We start from the raw sequence: 22,564 nt of genomic DNA, 5'->3' as shown, positions 1-22,564 counted from the left end.
GGGAAGCCTGCTTCGAGATGAGGACTCCCACCCACTTGATGGGGTAAGGCTCCCAGTAGACGACTGGGTTGATAGGCCAGATATGGAAGCCGGGTGACCGGTGGAGTTGACTGGTACTAATAGGCCGAGGGCTTGTCCTCAGTTGCTCGCGTCCACTGTGTTGGTTCTGAAACCACGAACAACCAACACCCCCCTGCCCCGACCCAAATCTTGGGTTGTGTGGGCCGGTGGGGGTGTGCGGGGTGTGTTTCGTAGTGTTTCGGTGGTCATAGCGTGAGGGAAACGCCCGGTTACATTCCGAACCCGGAAGCTAAGCCTTACAGCGCCGATGGTACTGCAGGGGGGACCCTGTGGGAGAGTAGGACACCGCCGAACTAACTTTATATGAAGGCCGTGGTCTTCAAGAGAACTTGTTTCTCTTGAAGACCACGGCCTTTTTTGCGTTCCCGGGTAATTCCGGGCCGTCTAGGGTCGTCGTATGCGCTACGACCTCGTGATCTTCGACAATGACGGTGTCCTGGTGGACAGTGAGCCGATCTCCAACGGCATCCTCGCCGGGTATCTCACCGAACTCGGGCATCCGACCACGTACGAGGACTCCCTGCGGGACTACATGGGGGCCGCGGTGCACCGGGTGCACGACCTCGTCGGGGAACGCACCGGCCGGCGGTTGCCCGAGGACTTCGACGACGAGCTGCATGCCCGGGTCTTCGCCGCGTTCGAGCGGGAGCTGAAGCCGGTGACGGGGGCGGTCGACGTACTGGCGGAGCTGTCGGCGGAGGGGGTCCCGTACTGTGTCGCGTCGTCCGGGAGCCATCAGCGGATCAGGGTGGGGCACCGTACGGCGGGGCTCGGGCAGTGGTTCGACGACGCGCGGATCTTCAGCGCGGAGGACGTGGGCCAGGGCAAGCCCGCGCCTGATCTGTTCCTGCACGCCGCGGCCCGGATGGGGGTGGCTCCCGCGCGGTGCGTCGTGGTCGAGGACAGTCCGCTGGGGGTGCGGGCGGCGGTGGCGGCCGGGATGGACGTCTACGGGTTCACCGCGATGACCCCCGCCGAGCGGCTCGGGGACGTCACGGGGACCTTCGCGGAGATGCGGGAGCTGCCCGGGCTGCTGGCCTGACCTGCGGGGCCCGGCCGGGCGGACGCCTGTGCGGTCCGGCCCGGGGCCGACCGATACGGTGACGGGCATGAGCGGCCACGCACAGTTGATGTGGGACGAAGCGGTGACGGGCTACGACTTCGGACCGCAGCACCCCATGAACCCGGTCCGGCTGGACCTCACCCGGAGTCTGGTGCGGGCCTTCGGGCTCGACCGGCGGCTGGACGTGGTGGCCGCCAGGCCTGCGGGGGAGTCCACCTTGCGGCTCGTGCACCGGCAGGACTACATCGACGCCGTGAAGGCCGCGTCGGCGGACCCCCGGGCCGCCGACAGCGCGTACGGGATCGGGACCGTGGACGACCCCGCGTTCACGCGGATGCACGAGGTGTCCGCGCTCATCGCCGGACAGTCGGTGGGCGCCGCGGAGGCCGTGTGGCGGGGTGACGCGCTGCACGCGGTGAACTTCGCCGGCGGGCTGCATCACGCGATGCCCGGGGCGGCCGCCGGATTCTGCGTCTACAACGACGCCTCGCTGGCGATCGCGCGGCTGCTGGAGCTGGGTGCCGAGCGGGTCGCGTACGTGGATGTGGACGTGCACCACGGTGACGGCGTCCAGGCCGCGTTCTGGGACGACCCCCGGGTGCTCACCGTCTCCTTGCACGAGCACCCGCGGACGCTGTTCCCGGGCACCGGTTGGTCCGAGGAGACCGGGGCGGACTCGGCGGAGGGCTCGGCGGTGAACGTCGCGCTGCCCGCGGGGACCGGGGACGCGGGGTGGCTGCGGGCGTTCCACGCGGTCGTGCCCGAGCTGCTGGCGGACTTCCGGCCGCAGGTGCTGGTGTCGCAGCACGGGGCGGACACGCACTTCGAGGACCCCCTGGCGCATCTCGCGGTGTCCCTGGACGCCCAGCGGGCCGTTCAGGCGGCCTGTCACGACCTGGCGCACGAGCACGCGGACGGGCGGTGGCTCGCGCTCGGGGGCGGCGGGTACTCCGTGGTGGACGTCGTGCCGCGGTCCTGGACGCATCTGGTGGGGATCGCGGCGGGTGCGCCCGTCGAGCCGGGCGCGGAGGTTCCGGAGGAGTGGCGGCAGGAGGTCTTCGCGCGGACCCGGCTGCCGGGTCCGCGGCGGATGACGGACGGGCGGTGGCCCGTGGAGTGGGCCGCGTGGGACGCCGGGTACGACCCGGCGGACCGGCTGGATCAGGCCGTGCTCGCCGCGCGGCGGGCGGTCTTTCCGCTGCGGGGGCTGCTGGCGTAGGCCGGGGGCGGCGGTTCGTGGGGCTGCCTGTGCCCGTGGGTCCTCGGCTTCCTGGGTTTTCTGTGCTGGGCCCACTTGTTCCCCGTGCGGGTCGCCTTCGCTTGCGCCTTTGGGGTTCCACACCTGGGCCCACTTGTCCCCGTGCGGGTCGTTCGTGGGTGCGCAGTTCCCCGCGCCCCTTCGGTCGCGCCTCTTGCGGTTCCCGTTCGGGTGCGGGTGGTTCTTGGTTGCTCGCGCAGTTCCCCGCGCCCCTGGGTCTGTCCGGCTGAGCGCACTTGTTCCTGTGCCGTCGCTCGTCGGGTGCGCAGTTGCCCGCGCCCCTTTGGGGGCCCACCTGGACGTACCTGTTCCTGTGCGGGTACTCCGTGGATGCGCAGTTCCCCGCGCCCCTTTGGGGCGCCGGGGGTCCGCTGGTTTTTAGGCCGTTCGTGGGGGTGGGGGGTGTTCCGGGGACGGGGGGTGGGGCGGGGGCGGAGCATGGTGGGGTGACGGGTGCGGGGTGGTTGCGGGAGTACCTGGCCGCGGTGGGGCTCGCGGGGGTGGTGGGGACGTCCCGGGAGGGGAGTCTGCGGAGCTACCAGCTGTTCGGCGAGCGTGATCCTCGGGTCCTGCTCGGGCTCGACCCTGTGGCACGGTGGAGCGCGGCGGACGTCCTGGCGCTGATGGCCGCGCGGTGCGGGGTGTCGGGGGACCCGGGGCACCGGACCGGGCGCGATGTGATCGACCCGGTGCTGACCGTGGCGGCGCTGGACGCGTTCGCGGAGCGGATCGGACTCGCCGCCGAGCGGGGGGAACCCGTCCTGCTGGGGACCGGACACCCGGGCAGGCTGCTGGAGTTCTACGTCAGTTTGGCCGGTGCCTTGTCGGCGGCGGGATGTGAAGTCCTCATCCTGGGGGAGGGCAGCCGTGTCGACATAACGACCCGGTTCGGGGTACGCACACACCGGCTCGACTATGCACGGGGGGTCGCGTTCGTCCGGGAGCGCGACCCCGGGTGCGCCGGGGGTGAGACCGGCGCACACACCCATTCACCCCTGCCGGTACGGGTCGCGCTGGCGGCTGCCGCGGCCTCCGGGGGGCTCCTGCCGGCGCTGGTCGTCGGGGACCACGGATGGGTCTGCGGGGCAGGTCAGCTGGGGTTCGAGGCCATCGGGCTGGGGGATACGGACGATCCGGCGTTGTTCGTCGGACAGGCCGAGGGGCGGGTGTCGGTGGCCGTGCCGATCGATGACGCTGCGCGGTCTGTTTACTACCGGCCGCTTACTCGCTATGTACTCAAACGAGCGTGTCTGTCACAGTAGGCCGCCGATCGCTGCTCCTCTTCCCCACTCGCATCACCCGCACCTAGTCTGGGGAGTGAGCGCACAGCGACGAGGAGTCACCGGAGGGGAAGCCGGTGCCCGTCATGTGTGGAAGGTTCAGGTGTGTCATGGCTGCTGCCGATCGGCCTCTGAGCGAGGTCCAGTTCTTGACCGTGGCGGAAGTCGCCTCGGTGATGCGAGTGTCCAAGATGACCGTGTACCGGTTGGTGCACAGCGGTCATCTGCCCGCGATCAGGGTGGGGAGGTCCTTCCGGGTTCCGGAGAACGCGGTCCACGAGTACCTGCGTGAGTCCTACGTGGGGGTGGACACCGCCTGATCGTCCGACTCGATTACAGGCTCGGCTCTCGGGCGGGGTAGGCTGGCCCCCCGTAGGTCGTGTGGGCCCCATTGCAGCCCCGCACCGAGTGATTGTCCCTGCCCAGCAGGGGTTGTCCGAGAAGTGAGCGAGGGTATGACGTGGGCTCTGTAATCAAGAAGCGGCGTAAGCGGATGGCGAAGAAGAAGCACCGCAAGCTGCTGAAGCGCACTCGCGTTCAGCGTCGCAACAAGAAGTAGTTCTCCTTTTGAGGAGAAGCGGTCGGCGGTCCTCCGCCCGGCCTTCCGGGGACATGTCCCGGGAAGGTACGAGGCGGAGCGGTGGCGGATCGCTTCCGGGAACTGCTTCGGCGACGTTGTAACGGCGCGCTACGTGGCCCCTCCACTCCGGTGGAGGGGCCACAGCCCGTTTCCGGGCATTTTTCCCGGCCCGCCGGGTCGCGCGGGCCGTCACAGCCCGGCACCGACCCGCTAACGTGGCCGCCAGGGCCTTCCCCGGGGCGGTCACCGGCCGCGGGGGGCCCACGCGGCACTGGGGCGCGGCGGAGCGGAAGGCAGGCGCTGATTCGTGGGCAAGGTCGTGCTCGTGACCGGGGTGGCCCGGCAGCTGGGGAGCCGGTTCGTGCGGCGGGTCCTGCGGGACCCCGAGGTCGACCGGGTGGTCGCCGTGGACGCGGTGACTCCCGCGCACTCCCTGGGGGGCGCCGACTTCGTCCGCGCGGACATCCGGCACCCGGCGATCGCGCGGGTCCTGGCCGAGCACGCCGTGGACACCGTCGTGCATCTGGATGTGACGGGTACCCCGCTGGGCGGTGGCGGCCGGGTGGCGCTCAAGGAGACCAACGTCATCGGGACGATGCAGCTCCTCGGTGCCTGCCAGAAGTCGCCGTACGTGCAGCGGCTCGTGGTGAAGTCGTCGACGAACGTGTACGGGTCGGCGCCGCGTGATCCGGCGTACTTCACGGAGACCACCGCGGCGAAGTCGCTGCCGAGCGGCGGGTTCGCGAAGGACACCGTCGAGGTCGAGGGGTATGTGCGCGGTTTCGCGCGGCGCCGGCCCGATGTGGCGGTGTGTGTGCTGCGGTTCGCGAACATCCTGGGGCCGCACGCGGACTCCCCGCTGGCCGACTACTTCTCGATGCCGGTGCTGCCGACGGTGTTCGGGTACGACCCGCGGCTCCAGTTCGTCCACGAGGACGATGTGATCGAGGTGCTGCGGATCGGCGCCCGGGAGCCGGAGCGGGGCACCCTCAACAGCGGGACGTTCAACATCGCCGGGGACGGCGTGCTGCTGCTGTCGCAGTGCGCGCGCCGGCTGGGCCGTCCGACGGTGCCGACACCGCTGCCCGCGGTGACCTGGCTGGGGTCGGCGCTGCGGACGCTGGGGCTGTCCGACTTCTCGCCGGAGCAGTTGCGGCTGCTGACCCATGGGCGGGTGGTGGCGACACGTCAGATGCGCGAGACGCTCGGCTACCGGCCCACGTACACGACGGCCGGGGCCTTCGAGGACTTCGTGGGCAGCCGGGGCCCCGGGCTGCTGCCGCCGGAGGCCGTCGCACGGACGGTCGACCGGATCGCGGAACTCGCCGTGCCCGCGCCCGGGGGCCGGACCCGAACCTGACGCAGTGCGCCCGTACGCGCGGCCGGGCCGGTCGCGGGGCGCCAACCGAGGAGCGCAGCAACGATGGCGGACGCCAAGGTCATTCCCTTCGACGACGACCGCTCGCGCGGGGGTGCGCAGCGCCCGGCCCGGCGGCGGTCGGGGCCGGCCCGGCGGTCGGTGCCGCCTGGCCGGACCGCGCCGCCGGGGCCGGTGAGCGAGGTCACGACGCTGCCGGGGCAGCCCGCCGGGCAGGATGATGGGCCGGTGACGGATGAGGTGCGTGAGCCGGGGGTGCCCGGTGGGGCCGGGCGTGACGGCTGGGAGCGGCGGGTCGCCGGGGGGCTGGCGTTCCTGCGGCGCAGGCTGACGGGTGACTACGAGGTCGACGACTTCGGGTACGACGAGGAGCTGACCGATCAGGTCCTGATGTCGTTGCTGCGGCCGGTGTACGAGAAGTACTTCCGGGTCGAGGTGAAGGGCATCGAGAACATCCCGGCGGACGGCGGGGCGCTGATCGTCTCGAACCATTCGGGGACGCTGCCGCTGGACGGGCTGATGATGCAGGTCGCCGTCCATGACCATCATCCGCAGGGGCGGCATCTGCGGTTGCTGGCGGCGGATCTGGTGTTCATGCTGCCGGTGGTCAACGAGCTGGCGCGCAAGGCGGGGCACACGCTGGCCTGCGCGGAGGACGCGGAGGCGCTGTTGCGGCGCGGTGAGCTCGTCGGGGTGATGCCGGAGGGGTTCAAGGGGCTCGGCAAGCCGTTCGGGGAGCGGTACAAGCTCCAGCGGTTCGGGCGGGGCGGGTTCGTGTCGACGGCGCTGCGGACGGGGACGCCGATCGTGCCGTGCTCGATCGTGGGGGCGGAGGAGATCTACCCGATGATCGGCAACTCGAAGACGCTGGCGCGGCTGCTGGGGTTCCCGTACTTCCCGATCACGCCGACGTTCCCGCTGCTGGGTCCGCTGGGGGCGGTGCCGCTGCCGACGAAGTGGACGATCCAGTTCGGGGAGCCGATCCCCACGGAGGGGTATCCGGCGGAGGCGGCGGAGGACCCGATGCTGATGTTCAATCTGACGGATCAGGTGCGGGAGCAGATCCAGCACACGCTGTACAAGCTGCTGGTGCAGCGCCGGTCCGTGTTCTTCTGATCTTTCCGGTCGGCCCTGGTGTACCTCCGACCGGTCCTGGTGTTCTTCCGGGTCCGGTGGCCGAGTAGCCGGGCGGCCGGGTAGCAGGTGGTGCGGTGTACGGGAACGGGGGCGCCTCCGACAAGAGGCGCCCCCGCTCCCGTATCCGGTGTGCGTGAGCGGGTGTGCTGGTGGCCGTGGTGTGCGGGCTACGGGCCCGATTCCTCGGCGTCCAGGCCGAGGCCCGGGAGGAGTCCGGGCAGCAGCGGGGGCAGGGTGACGTCCGGCTTGGGGACCGGGCTGGTCCTGCCCGAGGGGCTGGGGCTGGCCTTGTCCTGTTCCTTGGGGGTGTCGAGGAGGCCGCCGGTGCCGCCGCCGAGGAGTCCTTCGTCCTTCTTGCCGGAGGGGTCCGGCGCGGAGGGTTCGGGACTGCCGCCGCCCTGGTCCCGGGGTGTCGTGTCCCGGGGGGCCTCGCCTTCGCCGGAGCGGGTGGGCGCGGCGGGGCGTTCGGTGCCGTCCTGGGTGGGGCCCGCGGGGGACCGCTCGGTGCGGGGGCCCTGGCTGGGGCCGCCGCGGGGGGCGGGGGGCTCGGGGAGCAGCGAACGCAGGGGTTCGACCTCCTGCTCCATGGCGTCGAAGACGGAGCTGACCTCCTGGCTGACGTCGCCGAGCTGGACGGGCAGCCGGTCGCGCAGGGCGCTCCAGCTGTCGCGGTGGGAGCGGGAGAACGCGGACAGGGCCTGAATGGGGCCGAGGGAGCCGTCGCGTTCGTAGGCGGCGAGGAGGAGGCGGTGGCCCTCGGCGGCGTCGTGGCGCATGCCGTTGAGGGTGCGGCGGACCTCGCCCACGGATTCGTGGTCGAGAGGGCCGCCGCGGTCGCGTTCCATGAGCCTGCGGGCCTCGCTCAGGCGGGTCGACGCCTGGTCGAGGTAGATCTCCCCGCGATCGGTGTCACCGTCGGCGAGGCCCCGCTTGATGTCCTCGACGCCGCGCTTGAGGCCGTAGAGGGAGTCACCGGGGAGGGCGTCGGAGCTCGCGGCGGCCACGCCCCCGAGGGCGCCCGCCGCGACGCCGACCGTGAGTCCGCCCGCGACGAGGCTCTTGCTCAGCCGGGAGCGTGGGCGTAGTTTCCGCAGCGGTCCTGCCCGGTGGGCGCCCTTCGTCCCCTTGCGGGACCGCTGCTCGGGCACCGAAGGGTCCATCGCCCCACCGCCCGCGCCCGCCATCAGCATGGCCTCCATGGCGGCCACGAGCTGCGCGCGCTGGACGATCTTGACCTCGGGGTCCAGCGTGGGTCTGGGCAGGTCGGCGAGACCGCCCGCGAGGGTGAGCAGGCGTTGCTGCTCGGTCCTCGGGCCGGCCGGCGCGGTACCCGCCGGGTCGGGGGTCGCGCCCGGGGCGGACCGCTGATCGGACTGCTCGGCCGCCGGGCCCCGGTCGGTCGGTTCCTCCAGGGCCTGGGCGAAGGCGTTCGCCCGCCGGTGCGCCGATACGTTCGCGATCACTGGCGGCACCTCCTCTCGTCATGACGGTCGACTCCCCAGGGGGTCCTGAGGGTTCCATTCCCTGGCTGCCTCCACTCCTTCGAGTGAGCGGGGGCGGCCGGGGGGTGACCACAGGGAGCCTGTATCCCGCACAACGAGTGGCGCGGCACTTCGGTTACGGACCGGTGGTGACCGGAGTGGCCGGTCAACTGTAGCTCACGTTGGGTGAGTTGCTGGTCGCGCACCGTGTCGGGGCGGGATTCAGGGGTCGGGCGGGCCCGGTGGGGCGGGGGGTCGCCGGGTGTGATGGGGGGCGGGCCGGAGGTGGTGGATGTCGGGTTCACCGGTCAGCGGGCGTCGTCCGGGAGGAGCCGGGCGAGGGTGCGTACGGCCCGGTACTGGAGGGTCTTGATCGCGCCCTCGTTCTTGCCCATGACCCGGGCGGTCTCGGCGACCGACAGGCCCTGGAGGAAACGGAGAGTCACACACTCCTGCTGCTGGGGGTTGAGACGGCGGACCGCTTCGAGGAGGGCGGCGTTGGAGAGGGCCTCCAGGACGGAGTCCTCGGGGCTGCGCTCGACCTCGTTGGCGTCGAGCATCTCGCCGGTCGTCACTTCGAGCCGGAAGCGGCTCGACTTGAAGTGGTCGGCGACGAGGTTGCGGGCGATGGTCACGAGCCAGGCGCCGAAGTCGCGGCCCTGCCAGGTGAACGTGCCGATCCGGCGCAGGGCGCGCAGGAACGTCTCGCTGGTGAGGTCCTCGGCGGTGGCCTTGCTGCCCACCCGGTAGTAGATGTAGCGGTAGACGGTGTCGCTGTACTGGTCGTACAGCCTGCCGAACGCCTCGGCCTCGCCGGACTGGGCGCGTTCGACGAGTTCCATCATGCGGGCGCTGTCGCTGTCCGCGGCGGGCCTGCGGGTGGTCGTCGTGGTCGTCGTGGAGCCCGCGCCGCGGCTGCGCCTGCCGACGGCCGCCGTGCCGTCCGCCAGGGCGTAGCAGGGGCCGGTGGGTCCGGCCTGGGCGGCGGTACGGGTGGCGCGGGAGGTGCGGGGGGACTGCGCGGCGGGACGTGGGGCGGTGTGCGGGGCGGTTGGTGCGGGGACGGCGTATGCGGGGACGGCGTACGCGGTGGGGACGAAGCCGCGCAGGTGGTCGAGGACCGTCGCGCGCAGCGTAGCCAGGCCCGAGGCGTCAACCCCGACGTGTGGGTACACGGGACTCCCAGAGGCAGAGCTTGCATCACGTGCTGTGCGGGACCGTTCACCCGTCGTGGCGACGTGTGGGTACCGGCTTGCGTCTGAGGAGAATAACGCTTCGTACAGGCGGTGCTACGCCCAGTTGCTCAAATCATCGATTACGTCGCTTCTGTTATCGATCGGCGTTGGTTCAAGTGTCGGAGAGTGACAGGTTGTTGACCAAATGGGATCGATACAGGGCGGATGGGGGTGTGTTGTGCTCATTGGGGGTGCCGCTCCTGACGGCTCGTCCGGGTGGACGTGTGTGCGGGTGCGCGGGCGTCCGGGTGTCCGGGTGCCGAGGCGTCCGGGTGGGCGCACCGGGCGGACGACCCGCGGCGGTGTCCGGGCCGAGGTGGCCGTGGAGGTCAGCGGCGGGTCCTGCGGTGCAGGGCGATGGCGGCGGCCGTGCCGCCGGCGACCGCGCCGACGCCCGCCGCCGCGGGGATGCCGACCTTCGCGGCCTTGCGGCCGGTGCGGTAGTCGCGCAGCCGCCAGTCGCGGGCGCGGGCGTGCTTGCGGAGCTTGGCGTCCGGGTTGATCGCGTAGGGGTGGCCGACCAGGGACAGCATGGGGATGTCGTTGTGGGAGTCGCTGTAGGCGGCGCAGCGGGTCAGGTCCAGGATCTCGGCGGTGGCCAGCGCGCGGACCGCCTCGGCCTTGGCGGGGCCGTGCAGGGGTTCGCCGACGAGCCGTCCGGTGTAGACGCCGCCGACGGACTCCGCGACGGTGCCGAGCGCGCCGGTCAGTCCGAGGCGGCCGGCGATCACGGTGGCGATCTCCACGGGGGCGGCGGTGACGAGCCACACCTTCTGGCCCGCGTCCAGATGGGCCTGGGCGAGGGCGCGGGTGCCCGGCCAGATCCGGTCGGCCATGTACTCGTCGTAGATCTCCTCGCCGATGGTCATCAGCTCGGCGACCCGGTGGCCCTTGACGATGGACAGCGCGGAGTCCCGGGCGTCCTGCATGTGCTCGGGGTCCTCGACGCCGGCGAGCCGGAACCACGCCTGCTGCCAGGCGAAGCGGGTGAGCTCGCGGGTGTCGAAGAACTTGCGTTTGTACAGGCCCCGGCCGAAGTGGAAGAGGGCGGCGCCCTGCATCACGGTGTTGTCCAGGTCGAAGAACGCGGCGGCGCGGCGGTCGCCGACCACGGGGAACGCCGGTTCCTCGGGGGTGCCGTCCGGGGCCGGGGCCCGCCGGGCTGATTCGAGGTCCTGCGAGGTCTTGCGGGCTGCCTCCGCCGAGGCCTCGCCTGCGAGCACGCTCCGCGCCGTGGCGGAGCGCCTACGGGAAGTGAGCCATCCGAGAGCGGCCATGCGGTGAGCATAGCCAGTTTGTTCGGTGGTTCCCCGGCGGTGGTGACGCGGTGCGGTGAACATCCGGGTGGCCCTTCCCGCCGCTCCCGGACCCACCTCCGGAACTGGCTCCCGATCCGCCTCCGGTACCGGCTCCGGTGCTGCTCCCGGTACCGCTCACGCTCCGCTCCGGGATCCGGCCCCTGTGCTCCGCTCCCGGTGCCGCTCGACGGCCGGTCGTGCGCGGGTGCGTGGTGCGCGCCGCACTCCCTTCGGTCGCGGGGCTCCCCGGCGCGCGGGGCGCGGGGCGACAATGGGCCGTATGAGTCCCCTCTTTCGACGTACGGAGAAGAAGCCTCCCGCGGAGCGTGTCGTGACGCTGATCGGGAAGCCCGGGTGTCATCTGTGCGATGACGCGCAGGTCGTGATCGAGAAGGTGTGCGGGGAGGTGGGTGCCTCCTGGGAGAAGAAGGACATCACCCAGGACGAGGAGCTGCACCGGCTGTACTGGGAGCAGATCCCGGTGGTGCTGGTGGACGGTGCCCAGCACGACTTCTGGCGGGTCAAGGAGGAGCGGCTGCGGAAGGCCCTGACGGGCTGACGCGCGCCTCCCGGCGGAGGGTCGGCCGGGAGGGCTCGGCGCGGGCTCGCTCGTGGTGCGCGGGGCGGGTGGTTCGTGGGGGGTGGGGCGGGCTGCTCCGCTTGTCGGAGGTCCGTGCGGGTTTGGTGAGTTTGGTGTGGATTCCCTTGGGGCGGGCGGAGGTTGGCCGGAATCGGGCGGTCGAGGGGGGTGTGTTCGGGGAGCGGAGGGGCACTTTAGGGCTAAAGAACGCGTTACGATCGTTGCTGTTTGCATGCTGATTGACCGGGTTCGGCTTCGGGGGCGGGGTTGTTTTGAGGAGTGTGTACCGCTTTGCCCCCTACGGATGAGCGTTCTGGAGGTCCGTGCGCCGGTTCCCGGATCGCGCGCCGGGAGTGCGTGACCCCGGTCACGTTGGCCGGGCAAATCGGACACCATCTTTGTGCACGCGTTCACAAAGACATAGCCTGCTGTCGACGGGGCGGTCCCGGCACCTACGGCCGCCCACAGCCCCGCTCTACCCGCAGGAGCACCGTGGCAACTGGCCGAACACACCGACCGGCGACCCGAAGCCGAGGGATTCCCGAGGCCACCGTCGCCCGGCTCCCGCTGTATCTGAGGGCTCTCACCGCGCTTTCCGAGCGCTCGGTGCCCACGGTCTCGTCGGAGGAACTGGCCGCCGCCGCGGGGGTCAACTCCGCCAAGCTCCGCAAGGACTTCTCCTACCTCGGCTCGTACGGCACCCGTGGTGTGGGCTACGACGTCGAGTACCTCGTCTACCAGATCTCCCGGGAACTGGGTCTGACCCAGGACTGGCCCGTGGTGATCGTCGGGATCGGCAACCTCGGTGCCGCGCTCGCCAATTACGGTGGGTTCGCCTCCCGCGGGTTCCGGGTCGCCGCGCTGATCGACGCCGACCCCGAGATGGCGGGCAAGCCGGTCGCGGGCATCCCGGTCCAGCACACCGACGAGCTGGAGAAGATCATCGACGAGAACGGGGTGTCGATCGGCGTCATCGCGACCCCCGCGGGCGCCGCCCAGCAGGTGTGCGAACGGCTGGTCGCCGCCGGGGTGACCTCCATCCTGAACTTCGCCCCGACGGTCCTCAACGTGCCGGACGGGGTCGACGTACGCAAGGTCGACCTCTCGATCGAGCTCCAGATCCTCGCCTTCCACGAGCAGCGCAAGGCCGGTGAGGAGATCGCCGAGGCCGCGGAGGCGGCGGAAGCGGCCGAGGCGGCCCGGACGGCCCGTGACCCGCGTAAGGGACCTGACGGGGACATGCCCGCCGTGATGCCGGCATGACTCTCCTCGTCGTCGGGCTGAGCCATCGCAGCGCACCCGTCAGCGTGCTGGAGCGGGCCGCGCTGTCCCGTGACAGCCAGGGCAAGCTCCTCCAGGACACCCTCGCCGCGGAGCCCGCCGTGGAAGCGGCCGTCCTCGCGACCTGCAACCGGGTCGAGCTGTACGCGGACGTCGACAAGTTCCACGCCGGTGTCGCGGAGCTGTCCACCCTGCTCGCCCAGCACAGCGATGTCGGTCTCGACGAGCTGACCCCGCATCTCTACGTCCACTACGAGGACCGGGCCGTCCACCATCTCTTCTCGGTGGCCTGCGGACTCGACTCGATGGTCGTCGGCGAGGGGCAGATCCTCGCGCAGATCAAGGACGCCCTCGCCGTCTCGCAGGACCTGCACACCGCCGGACGGCTGATCAACGACCTCTTCCAGCAGTCCCTGCGGGTCGGCAAGCGCGCTCACTCCGAGACCGGGATCGACCGGGCCGGACAGTCGCTCGTCACCTTCGGCCTCCAGCAGTTCGCCGCCGGCGGCGACACCGCGGCCTGGGCCAGGGGCAAGCGGGCCCTCGTCATCGGCGCCGGGTCCATGTCCTCGCTGGCCGCCGCGACCCTCGCCCGGACCGGGGTCAGCGAGATCGTCGTCGCCAACCGCACCCTGGAACGCGCCGAGCGGCTCGCCGCGATCCTCTCCGAGCCCGGTGGCACGGGAGTGTCCGCCCGTGCCGTCCGGATGGACCGGGTGGCCGCGGAGCTGACACGTGCAGACATCGTGGTGTCCTGCACCGGCGCCTCCGGACTGGTCCTGACCGGCCAGGACGTCGCGGACGCCGTCGCCGGACGGGCCATGGAGGACGCGGTCGCCGGGGAACCGGCCAGCCCGCTGGCCCTGCTCGACCTCGCGATGCCCCGCGACATCGACGCCGCCGTCCATGACGTCGCCGGAGTCCGGCTCGTCGACATAGAGTCCCTCGCCGGGGCGTCCGCGGACGCCCCGATGGCCGCCGATGTCGACCAGGTGCGCGCGATCGTCTCCGCCGAGGTCGACGCGTTCGGCGCCGCCCAGCGCGCCGCGCACGTCGCCCCGACCGTGGTGGCACTGCGGACCATGGCCGCCGATGTCGTCGCCGGGGAGATCGCCCGCCTCGACGGACGGCTGCCCGCCCTCGGCGAGAAGGAACGCGCCGAGATCACCCAGACCGTCAAGCGCGTGGTCGACAAGCTGCTGCACGCGCCGACCGTACGGATCAAGCAGCTCGCCGCCGAACCCGGCGGCGCCGGATACGCGGACGCGCTGCGTACCCTGTTCGACCTCGACCCGGAGGCCGTCGCCTCCGTCTCGCGGGCCGACCGGGGCGACAACGACCCGAGGAACGATGCAAGGAGCGACGTACCGAGCGTCGCCCATGTCACCCAGGTCACGAACGTTCCGGGCATCACCGGCGTACCCCAAGACGCCGACGGTGTCCCACCGAACGTCACGAACGGCAGGAACCGAGGACGCGCATGACTGAGAAGGCACTGAGGCTGGGGACCAGGCGCAGCAAGCTCGCCATGGCCCAGTCCGCACTCGTGGCGGAGGCCGTCCGGGAACTGACCGGGCGTGAGGTCGAGTTGGTCGAGATCACCACGTTCGGTGACACCTCGCGCCAGCACCTGGCGCAGATCGGGGGCACCGGCGTCTTCGTGACCGCGCTGCGCGACGCGCTGCTGCGCGGTGACGTGGACTTCGCCGTGCACTCCCTCAAGGACCTGCCGACGACGCAGTCCCCCGACTTCACCCTGGCCGCCGTGCCGCCGCGGGAGGACCCCCGCGACGTACTGGTCGCCCGGGACGGGCTGACGTTCGCCGAGCTGCCCGACGGGGCGCGGATCGGTACCGGTTCGCCGCGCCGGATGGCGCAGCTCAACGCGTACGCCCGAGGTCACGGCATGACCATCGAGACCGTGGCGATCCGCGGGAACGTGGACTCGCGCATCGGATACGTCCGCGCGGGGGAGCTCGACGCCGTCGTGCTCGCCGCCGCCGGGCTGAACCGGCTCGGCAGGATCGGTGACGCCACCGACTTCCTGCCGGTCGACACCGTCCTGCCCGCCCCCGGCCAGGGGGCCCTGGCGATCGAGTGCGCGTCCCGTGACACCGCGCTCGCCGCCGTGCTCGGAGAGCTCGACGACCCGCTGACGCGGGCCGCCGTGACCGCCGAGCGTTCTCTGCTCGCCGCCCTGGAGGCCGGTTGCAGCGCACCCGTCGGGGCGCTGGCCGACCTGTTGGCCGACGGGCAGATCGTCAAGGAAATGCGCCTTCGCGGAGTGGTCGGCAGTACCGACGGCTCCGCGCTGGTCGCGCTGTCCACCACCGGTCCCGTGCCTTCGACGCATGAGCAGGCCACCGCGCTCGGCCGCGAACTCGCGGACGAGATGCTGGCCAAGGGCGCGGCCGGTCTGATGGGGGAGCGAGCACAGTGAGCCCCACCACCGCCAACCACTCCGCCGTTCCCGCGCACGGGCACGTCACCTTCCTGGGTGCCGGACCGGGTGATCCGGGACTGCTGACCCTGCGCGCCGTGGAGGCGCTCGCGGGTGCGGACGTACTGATCGCCGAGCCCGATGTGCTCGATGTGGTCCGGGCGCATGCCAGGGCGGGTGTTGCCGTCCTTGACGCCAACGCCCCCACGGCGGCGCCCCGGTCGCTGTCGGGCGCACCGGAACCGGCTGCTGACAGGGCGTCAACTGCCGTCGGTGGTCCCGTTTTGAGGGACACGGCCAATCTTGTCATGGAGGCCGCGCGCGGCGGCAAGCGGGTCGTGCGCGCGGTTCCGGGCGATCCCGGCCTGGACACCTACGCCGCCGGGGAGATGCTGGCCTGCGCGGCCGGCGGGGTGCCCTTCGAGGTCGTACCGGGTGTCGCGGCGGCCGTGGGCGTGCCCGCGTACGCCGGGGTGCCGCTGCGGGACGAACGGGGCACCGACGTACGGTTCGTGGACGCGCGGACGGCCTCCGAGCGCTGCTGGAGCGAGGTCGGGGCCTCCGACGGGACCGTCGTGGTCTCGGCGACCCTGGAGACCGTCGCCGCGGCGGCCGGTGAGCTGGTCGCGGCCGGCCGCAAGCCGGACACCCCGCTGACGGTGACCGTCGGCGGGACGACGACCCGGCAGCGGACCTGGTCCGCGACGCTCGGGACGATCGCGCAGACCCTCAAGCAGTCGAAGGTGCTGCCGTCGCCCGACGGCGGCCGGTCGGTGATAGCCGTGGTCGGCGAGTGCTCGGCCGCCGCGCAGCGTGACCAGCTCTCGTGGTTCGAGTCGAAGCCCCTGTTCGGGTGGCGGGTGCTCGTACCGCGGACCAAGGAGCAGGCGGCGTCGCTCTCCGACCAGCTCCGCGGTTACGGCGCGGTGCCGCACGAGGTGCCGACGATCGCGGTGGAGCCGCCGCGCACCCCGCAGCAGATGGAACGCGCCGTCAAGGGTCTGGTGACCGGGCGGTACGAGTGGATCGCGTTCACCTCCGTCAACGCGGTGAAGGCGGTCCGGGAGAAGTTCGAGGAGTACGGGCTCGACGCGCGGGCGTTCGCGGGGATCAAGGTCGCCGCGGTCGGTGAGCAGACCGCCGCCGCGCTGATCGCCTTCGGCGTCAAGCCGGACCTGGTGCCCAGCGGTGAGCAGTCGGCCGCCGGTCTCCTGGAGGACTGGCCGCCGTACGACCCGGTCTTCGACCCGATCGACCGGGTGTTCCTGCCGCGCGCCGACATCGCCACCGAGACGCTGGTGGCCGGGCTGATCGAGCTGGGCTGGGAGGTGGACGACGTGACGGCCTACCGGACCGTACGGGCGTCGCCGCCGCCGGCCGACACCCGGGAGGCCATCAAGGGCGGCGGGTTCGACGCGGTGCTGTTCACCTCGTCGTCGACCGTGCGGAACCTGGTGGGTATCGCCGGGAAGCCGCACAACGTCACCGTCATCGCCTGTATCGGGCCCGCCACCGCGAAGACGGCGGAGGAGCACGGGCTGCGGGTGGACGTGATGGCTCCCGAGCCGTCCGTGCACAAGCTGGCCGCCGCGCTCGCCGACTTCGGCGCGGCCCGGCGGGACGCCGCGGTGGAGGCGGGGGAGTACGTGACCCGGCCCAGTGAGCGGCGGCCGGGGGCGCGGCGCAGACGCGCGGCGCCGTAGCGGTAGGACGGGTTCACCAGGGGCGGTCGGTGCTGGACCGGTCCCGTGGTCGTGGCCGGGCGCCGAGCCCGGTCACCGTGTCCGTGAGTCGGCCGGGTACCACCAGTGGTGGTGCCCGGCCGGTTTCGTCGGGCCGGGGCCGTTGGTGCGGGCCCGGTGCGGTGGTGGGGCGGGTGCCGCTGTGGCCGGGTGCTGTGGTGGGCGGGTCCCGCTGTGGCCGGGTGCGGTGGTGGGCGGTGCCGTTGTGGGCCGGGTGGTGCCGCCTGGTGCGGGGGCAGGGCCTAGGTTGGAAGGGTGCGGACGTCCGGTGACGCCGGGCCGCCCGTCCGTTTCCGTCCGGTGGCGGGTCCGGTGCCTGTGCTTGGCGCCGGGGCCGGGCGCGGTACGGGACGTGGCGGGCCGGTGGTGGTGCCGGGCCGTCCGGCCCGGGGCGGACAGCCGTTCCGGGCGTGACGCTACGGAGTTCGACGTTGAGTAAGTACGGTTCTTTTCCCGGGGCACGGCCCCGACGGCTGCGGGCGACGCCCGTACTGCGGCGGATGGTCGCCGAGACCCGGTTGCACCCCGCCGATCTGATCCTTCCCGCGTTCGTGCGGGAAGGGGTGTCGGCGCCGGTGCCGATCGGGACGATGCCCGGGGTGGTCCAGCACACCCGGGACAGTCTGCGGGCGGCGGCCGTCGAGGCGGTGGCGGCCGGGGTGTCGGGGATCATGCTGTTCGGGGTGCCGGAGGAGGGCAAGAAGGACGCCCTCGGCACAGCCGGTACCGACCCGGACGGGATTCTCCAGGTCGCGCTGCGCGATGTGCGGGCGGAGGTCGGGGACGAGCTGATCGTCATGTCCGATCTGTGCCTGGACGAGTTCACCGACCACGGGCACTGCGGGGTCCTCGACACGGACGGCCGTGTCGACAACGACGCGACGCTGGAGCGGTACGCGGAGATGGCGCAGGTCCAGGCCGACGCGGGCGCCCATGTCGTGGGCCCCAGCGGGATGATGGACGGCCAGATCGGGGTGGTCCGCGACGCGCTCGACCAGATCGACCGGGACGATGTGGCGATCCTCGCGTACACGGTGAAGTACGCGTCGGCGTTCTACGGGCCGTTCCGGGAGGCGGTGGGCTCCTCGCTGAAGGGTGACCGCAAGACGTACCAGCAGGACCCCGCGAACGCCCGTGAGTCGCTGCGGGAGCTGGCGCTGGACCTGGAGGAGGGCGCGGACATGGTGATGGTCAAGCCGGCCGGGCCGTATCTCGACGTGCTCGCGAAGGTCGCGCAGGCCGTGGAGGTGCCGGTCGCCGCGTACCAGATCTCCGGGGAGTACGCGATGGTCGAGGCGGCGGCGGAGCGGGGGTGGATCGACCGGGACCGGGCGATCCTGGAGTCGCTGCTCGGGATCAAGCGGGCCGGGGCGAACATGATCCTCACGTATTGGGCTACCGAGGTCGCGCGGGGGTTGCGGGGCTGACCCGGCCCGGTTCGGGTTCGCCCCTTCGGGGGGCGGGGGGCTGCCTCTTGCTGTGCCCCGTTCCCCGCGGGTCGCCTTTGCTTGGGCTTTCGGGGTCTGTCCGGGTGGGCGTACTTGTTCCTGTGCGGGTCGTTCGTGGGTGCGCAGTTCCCCGCGGGTCGCCTTTGCTTGGGCTTCCGAGGTCTGTCCGGGTGGACGTACTTGTTCCCTGTGCCGTCGCTCGGTGGGTGCGCAGTTCCCCGCGCCCCTTTGGGGCGCCCCTGGCTGTTGTTCGTCCGGTGCGGTTCCCCGCGCCCTTTTGGGCGCGGGGACGCGTTGGTGTCAGGCGGTCACGGGGGTGTTCACGCAGTGGTTGGTGCCGGTGTTCTGGACGACGCAGACCCGCATGGTGTGGGTGGAGCCCTCGGGGAGGTTGCGGGTGACCCGGTCGACGTTGTCGGTCTGGCCGACGGTCGACGCCCTGCGTCCGTCGCTGAGCTGGGCCACGAACTCGTACGTGGTGTCGCCGAAGTCGACGACCTCCAGGGTGTCGTCCTGGATCAGGCCCTGCGCGTTCTGGTGCCATTCGCCGTAGCCGAGGCGCTCGGTGCCCGCGTAGTAGGTGACGCGTACGCCGTTGCCGGTGGACGCGGTCGTCGCATGGATCGCCTGTACGGCGGCCGTGGTGTCGGCGGACTGGGCGGCGGCGCTGCCCGCGCCGAACGTCATACCGGTGGTGAGGGCGAGGGCGGTCGTGGCGAGGAGGGCACCGACTGCTTTGCGCATGGAGGGTTCAGCCTTTCGGGTCGTGGAATGCCTTGCGGTACGACCATTGGACCCTCCGTGATTATCGATTGCCATAGGTGAGGGGCGGTTGACGCAATGACGCCTCAGGATGAATTCAGGAGGCATGCGGTGCGCGGATAGGGCCGGTGGCGTATTCGCGTCTTGCCGCTCGGGTTCTGTTTACTTTCCCAGGAGTTCCACCAGGCGGGAAAAGCCGTCGGCGGAGTGGCCTTCCGCCACCGAGCGGTCGAGGAGATCGCGCAGCGGCTCGAAGAAGGCGGGGCTGACGCCCTGGGCGGCGAAGGCGTCCAGGAAGCCGCCGATCGCGGCCTGGTTGACGGCGAGGCTGGAGACATCGGTGAGATGGTCGCCGGAGTCCAGGGCCGCCGCGATACCGGGGACCGCGCCCTGGGTCATCGCGGTCACCCAGTCCGCCAGCAGGGGCGCGAAATCCGTGGCCGGGATGTTCTCCGAGCGGATCATCGCGTACGCCTGGGTGACGCCCATGACCATGCCGTACATGCCCGTGAGCAGGGCCAGGTCGTACAGGGCCGCGTAGCCGGGGTCCGTGCCGGTCCAGCGGGTGCCGCCGAGCGCGGCCAGGGTCGGGCGGTGTGCCTCGTACGCGCGCTCGTCGCCGCTGTAGAGGATGTAACCGGCGGGGGTGGCGATCATCTGGGGGACGGCCATGATGCCGCCGTCGAGGTAAGCGGCGCCCTGCTCCGCCGTCCAGGCGGCCAGTTCGCGGGCCTGGGCGGGGGTGCCGTTCGTGAGGTTCGCGAGGACGCGGCCCTTCAGTGAGGCGGCGATCGGGGTGAGCAGTCCGGTGACGTCGTCGTAGGTGGTGAGGCACAGGATCGTGAGTTCACCCGCCTCGATCGCGGCGGCCGGGGATTGTGCGGGAAAAGCTCCCTGGGCGGTGAGGATTCCGGTCTTCGCCGGGTTCCGGTTCCATACCGTCACCTGGTGTCCGGCCTTGAGGAGCGCCGCCGCCAGGGCCGATCCCATCATTCCCAGACCGATCACCGAAACATGCGCGGGAGCGGGGTCGGGGGAAGTCGTCGCGGTGGTTTCGGGTGCGGGCATGGGAATTCCTTTTCGGGGCGGTGGGGTGTTCCGGGAATGTGTTCATCCTTGTTCGCCCGGCCGCCGCCGACAAGTACCGACCAATTCCTCAGATACGCACCGAAAGGTCAGTGAGGGTTCCCAGGGGGTCCGCCGCCGGAAGGGTCACCGAGATGCTGAGGCCCCCCTCCTCCCGGGGGTGGGCCGTGACCTCGCCGTCGTGGGCGCGGGCGATCGAGCGGACGATGGACAGTCCGAGCCCGGCGCCCTTCGCGGTGACGAGCCGGTCCGTGCCCCGGCGGCGGAACGGCTCGAACAGCGAGGGGATCTCGTACGCGGGGATGACCGGGCCGGTGTTGGCGACCGTCACACCCACCCGGCTCCCCGCCGTCCCGTCCTCCTCCGGTACGGGACCGCTGACGATCTCGATCCGGCCCCCGGGCCCGGTGTTGTGGCGTACCGCGTTCTCCACCAGGTTGTGCACCAGCCGCTCCAGCAGCAGCGCGTCCCCCGTCGTCAGGGCCTCGTCGGCGGTGGACCGGATGCCGACGCCCGCCGCCCGTGCCTCCGCGCCGGTCTGCGCCACGACGTGCTCGACCACGTCGGCGAGGTCGACCGGGGCGCGCTCGGTGAGGGCGTTCTCCGAGGACGCCAGCATCAGCAGTCCGCCGATGAGCCGTTCATGACGGTCGTTGATCTCCAGCAGGTTCTCCCCGAGCCGCCGGACGTCCTCCGAGGCGGTGCGCCGGTGCATCGCCACCTCGACCAGGGCGCGGCCCAGGGTCAGCGGGGTGCGCAGTTCGTGGGAGGCGTTGGCGACGAAGCGGCGCTGTCCGTCGAAGGAGCGGTCCAGCCGCTCGATCATGGTGTCGAAGGTGTCGGCCAGGTCCTTCACCTCGTCGTGCGGGCCGCTCAGCGCGATGCGTTCGTGCAGTCCGCGGTCGGCGGCGGGCGCGTTGGCGATCCGCCGGGCCGTGTCGGTGACCCGGTGCAGCGGGGCGAGGACGCGGCCCGCGATCAGCCAGCCGAACCCGGCCGCCACCCCGCCCACGACGAGCAGGGCGATACCGCTCTGGGTCAGCAGGGCGGTCGTCGCCGCGGACCTCAGCCGGTCCTGCTCCTTCGTGAGCCATTCGCCGGCCTCCTCGCCCTTCAGGACGGTGCCGCCGCGCAGATAGACCCGGGTGTTGCGGTCCAGGGGCGGCGGGGTGGGCAGCGGTACGGCGGAGGCGGAGGCGGCGGCGGACCGCTCGGACGCGGCTCCGCCGGTCAGTATCTTCGGCCCGGAGCCCTCGGTCTGCTGGTCGAACAGGACCTGGGTGAGCCCGAGCAGCAGCAGCCCCGCGATCAGGAACAGGACCCCGTACAGCAGGGTGAGCCGGCCGCGCAGGCTGAGGCGGCGCGGGGCCGTGGGGCGGCGCCGGCGGCGGAGCGCGGTTCGGGGTCCCGGGCCGCGGTGGCCGCGGGACCTCGGTGTGTGCTCGGGGGCTTTCGTGGGCCGGTCGCCGGGCTTCGGGGCCTCGTCGGGGTGGCGGTTCACGGGATGCGGTACCCCACTCCGGTCACCGTCTCGACCAGGGGCGGGGCGGCCAGCTTGCGGCGGAGTTTGAGGATCGTCAGCCGGACCACCCCGGAGAACGGGTCGGCGTTCTCGTCCCACACCTTCTCCAGCAGCACCTCGGCGGAGACCGGTGCCCCGTCGGCGCGCAGCAGTTCGGCCAGTACGGCGAACTCCTTGCGGGCCAGCGGGACGTACCGGCCGTCGCGGTAGACCTCGCGGCGCCCCGGGTCCAGGGTGAGGCCCGCGCGGCGCAGCACCGGGGGCGCGGCGGGGCGGGAGCGGCGGCCGAGCGAGTGGACGCGGGCCGCGAGTTCCGCGAACGCGAACGGCTTCGTCAGATAGTCGTCCGCGCCGAGGGACAGCCCGGCCACCCGGTCGGCGATCCCGGCCGCCGCGGTCAGCATCAGCACCCGTGGCGCGGTGTCCGCGCCGACGAGTTCCCGGCACACGTCGTCGCCGTGGACGGCCGGGATGTCCCGGTCGAGGACCACGACGTCGTAGGCGTGGACCGTCAGGCGTTCCAGGGCCGCCGCGCCGTCGTGCGCGATGTCCACCGCGTGGGTCTCCTCGCGGAGCCATTCCGCGATGGCGTCCGCGAGCAGCGGTTCGTCCTCCACGATCAGTACCCGCATGAGCCCCGTCCCTGCCGCTGGTCCCGCGCCGTGCGCCGTGTCCCGGGCGTGGTCGGCGGCCGGGTGCGCGGTGCTGAGAGGTCCATGGTCCCCGGGGCCGTGTTTCCTCCCCGTTAGTGATCGCTGTGCCTCCGGGGGGAGTTGGCGGCCTCGGCCTTGCCGTCCGGTCGGGCCGCCGGACGGGGAAACGCCCGGGAAACAGCGGGTGGCGTTCTCTCGGAGCCATCGGGCCGGTTCTCGACCGGCCGGGCGGACGGCGCGGACAGCCGCGGCGACGCGG

At 71.9% G+C, this 22,564-nt stretch carries 20 protein-coding genes and 2 rRNA genes; 15 read left to right on the top strand and 7 right to left on the bottom strand.

Annotated features, from left to right (window positions below; all coding sequences use genetic code 11):
- From AB852_RS28530 to AB852_RS28490, 9 genes are all read left to right on the top strand, one after another.
- A 23S ribosomal RNA gene (locus AB852_RS28530) occupies positions 1-140 on the top strand; the annotation flags it as partial.
- Positions 141-258: 118 nt separating this feature from the next.
- Positions 259-375: ribosomal RNA gene (gene rrf, locus AB852_RS28525) — 5S ribosomal RNA — on the top strand.
- A gap of 103 nt (positions 376-478) precedes the next feature.
- Positions 479-1,123, top strand: a complete 645-nt coding sequence (locus tag AB852_RS28520; RefSeq protein ID WP_073793063.1) for an HAD family hydrolase — start codon at positions 479-481, stop codon at positions 1,121-1,123.
- 67 nt (positions 1,124-1,190) lie between these two features.
- Positions 1,191-2,363, top strand: coding sequence for an acetoin utilization protein AcuC (locus AB852_RS28515; RefSeq protein ID WP_073793062.1), 1,173 nt, complete (start codon positions 1,191-1,193; stop codon positions 2,361-2,363).
- Positions 2,364-2,848: 485 nt separating this feature from the next.
- A complete protein-coding gene (locus AB852_RS28510) occupies positions 2,849-3,664 on the top strand; it encodes a phosphatase (protein WP_073793108.1) in 816 nt (271 codons plus the stop codon).
- A gap of 128 nt (positions 3,665-3,792) precedes the next feature.
- Entirely contained in the window at positions 3,793-4,002 is a 210-nt protein-coding gene (locus AB852_RS28505) for a helix-turn-helix domain-containing protein (RefSeq protein WP_161349187.1), read from the top strand.
- A gap of 140 nt (positions 4,003-4,142) precedes the next feature.
- Positions 4,143-4,241 carry a 30S ribosomal protein bS22 gene (locus tag AB852_RS28500; protein WP_003948845.1) on the top strand — a complete coding sequence of 33 codons (99 nt, stop codon included), beginning with the start codon at positions 4,143-4,145 and terminating at the stop codon, positions 4,239-4,241.
- Positions 4,242-4,569: 328 nt separating this feature from the next.
- Positions 4,570-5,622, top strand: a complete 1,053-nt coding sequence (locus tag AB852_RS28495; protein WP_073793060.1) for an NAD-dependent epimerase/dehydratase family protein — start codon at positions 4,570-4,572, stop codon at positions 5,620-5,622.
- Between the two features lie 63 nt (positions 5,623-5,685).
- Complete coding sequence (locus tag AB852_RS28490) at positions 5,686-6,756, top strand: lysophospholipid acyltransferase family protein (RefSeq protein WP_073793059.1); 1,071 nt, start codon at positions 5,686-5,688, stop codon at positions 6,754-6,756.
- A 188-nt stretch (positions 6,757-6,944) separates the two neighbouring features.
- Here the strand turns inward: AB852_RS28490 and AB852_RS28485 are convergent, their stop codons facing one another.
- From AB852_RS28485 to AB852_RS28475, 3 genes are all read right to left on the bottom strand, one after another.
- Positions 6,945-8,240: a DUF5667 domain-containing protein gene (locus AB852_RS28485; RefSeq protein ID WP_073793058.1), complete on the bottom strand. Its 1,296-nt coding sequence runs from the start codon at positions 8,238-8,240 to the stop codon at positions 6,945-6,947.
- Between the two features lie 326 nt (positions 8,241-8,566).
- A complete protein-coding gene (locus AB852_RS28480; protein ID WP_073793057.1) occupies positions 8,567-9,433 on the bottom strand; it encodes an ECF subfamily RNA polymerase sigma factor, BldN family in 867 nt (288 codons plus the stop codon).
- Between the two features lie 389 nt (positions 9,434-9,822).
- Positions 9,823-10,770, bottom strand: coding sequence for an HAD family hydrolase (locus tag AB852_RS28475; RefSeq protein WP_073793056.1), 948 nt, complete (start codon positions 10,768-10,770; stop codon positions 9,823-9,825).
- Between the two features lie 292 nt (positions 10,771-11,062).
- Here AB852_RS28475 and AB852_RS28470 point away from each other — a divergent pair, with 292 nt between their 5' ends.
- From AB852_RS28470 to hemB, 6 genes are all read left to right on the top strand, one after another.
- Positions 11,063-11,350: a glutaredoxin family protein gene (locus AB852_RS28470; protein WP_178391134.1), complete on the top strand. Its 288-nt coding sequence runs from the start codon at positions 11,063-11,065 to the stop codon at positions 11,348-11,350.
- A 513-nt stretch (positions 11,351-11,863) separates the two neighbouring features.
- Entirely contained in the window at positions 11,864-12,634 is a 771-nt protein-coding gene (locus tag AB852_RS28465; RefSeq protein WP_073793054.1) for a redox-sensing transcriptional repressor Rex, read from the top strand.
- Positions 12,631-14,136: a glutamyl-tRNA reductase gene (locus AB852_RS28460; protein WP_079184982.1), complete on the top strand. Its 1,506-nt coding sequence runs from the start codon at positions 12,631-12,633 to the stop codon at positions 14,134-14,136. The genes AB852_RS28465 and AB852_RS28460 overlap by 4 nt, the downstream gene beginning before the upstream one ends.
- On the top strand, positions 14,133-15,092 hold the full coding sequence (gene hemC, locus AB852_RS28455) for a hydroxymethylbilane synthase (RefSeq protein WP_073793053.1): 960 nt from the start codon (positions 14,133-14,135) through the stop codon (positions 15,090-15,092). The genes AB852_RS28460 and hemC overlap by 4 nt, the downstream gene beginning before the upstream one ends.
- Positions 15,089-16,795 (top strand): bifunctional uroporphyrinogen-III C-methyltransferase/uroporphyrinogen-III synthase, encoded by a 1,707-nt coding sequence (locus AB852_RS28450; protein WP_073793052.1) that lies wholly within the window; start codon positions 15,089-15,091, stop codon positions 16,793-16,795. The genes hemC and AB852_RS28450 overlap by 4 nt, the downstream gene beginning before the upstream one ends.
- A 470-nt stretch (positions 16,796-17,265) precedes the next feature.
- Entirely contained in the window at positions 17,266-18,261 is a 996-nt protein-coding gene (gene hemB / locus AB852_RS28445; protein WP_073793051.1) for a porphobilinogen synthase, read from the top strand.
- A gap of 321 nt (positions 18,262-18,582) precedes the next feature.
- Here hemB and AB852_RS28440 read toward each other — a convergent pair whose 3' ends face one another.
- From AB852_RS28440 to AB852_RS28425, 4 genes are all read right to left on the bottom strand, one after another.
- The gene (locus AB852_RS28440; RefSeq protein ID WP_073793050.1) at positions 18,583-19,026 is read right to left on the bottom strand and encodes a hypothetical protein; all 444 of its coding nucleotides are present in this window, start codon (positions 19,024-19,026) and stop codon (positions 18,583-18,585) included.
- 180 nt (positions 19,027-19,206) lie between these two features.
- A complete protein-coding gene (locus AB852_RS28435; protein WP_073793049.1) occupies positions 19,207-20,112 on the bottom strand; it encodes an NAD(P)-dependent oxidoreductase in 906 nt (301 codons plus the stop codon).
- Between the two features lie 88 nt (positions 20,113-20,200).
- Positions 20,201-21,631: an ATP-binding protein gene (locus tag AB852_RS28430; RefSeq protein WP_079184981.1), complete on the bottom strand. Its 1,431-nt coding sequence runs from the start codon at positions 21,629-21,631 to the stop codon at positions 20,201-20,203.
- Positions 21,628-22,284 (bottom strand): response regulator transcription factor, encoded by a 657-nt coding sequence (locus tag AB852_RS28425; RefSeq protein WP_073793048.1) that lies wholly within the window; start codon positions 22,282-22,284, stop codon positions 21,628-21,630. Before AB852_RS28425 ends, AB852_RS28430 begins: the two co-directional genes overlap by 4 nt.
- Between the last annotated feature and the right edge of the window lie 280 nt (positions 22,285-22,564).

The sequence above is a fragment of the Streptomyces uncialis genome (assembly GCF_001905345.1).
GTDB lineage: Bacteria > Actinomycetota > Actinomycetes > Streptomycetales > Streptomycetaceae > Streptomyces > Streptomyces uncialis.
Note: the sequence above shows the minus strand (reverse complement) of the source record. Positions and strands in the feature narration are given on the sequence as shown.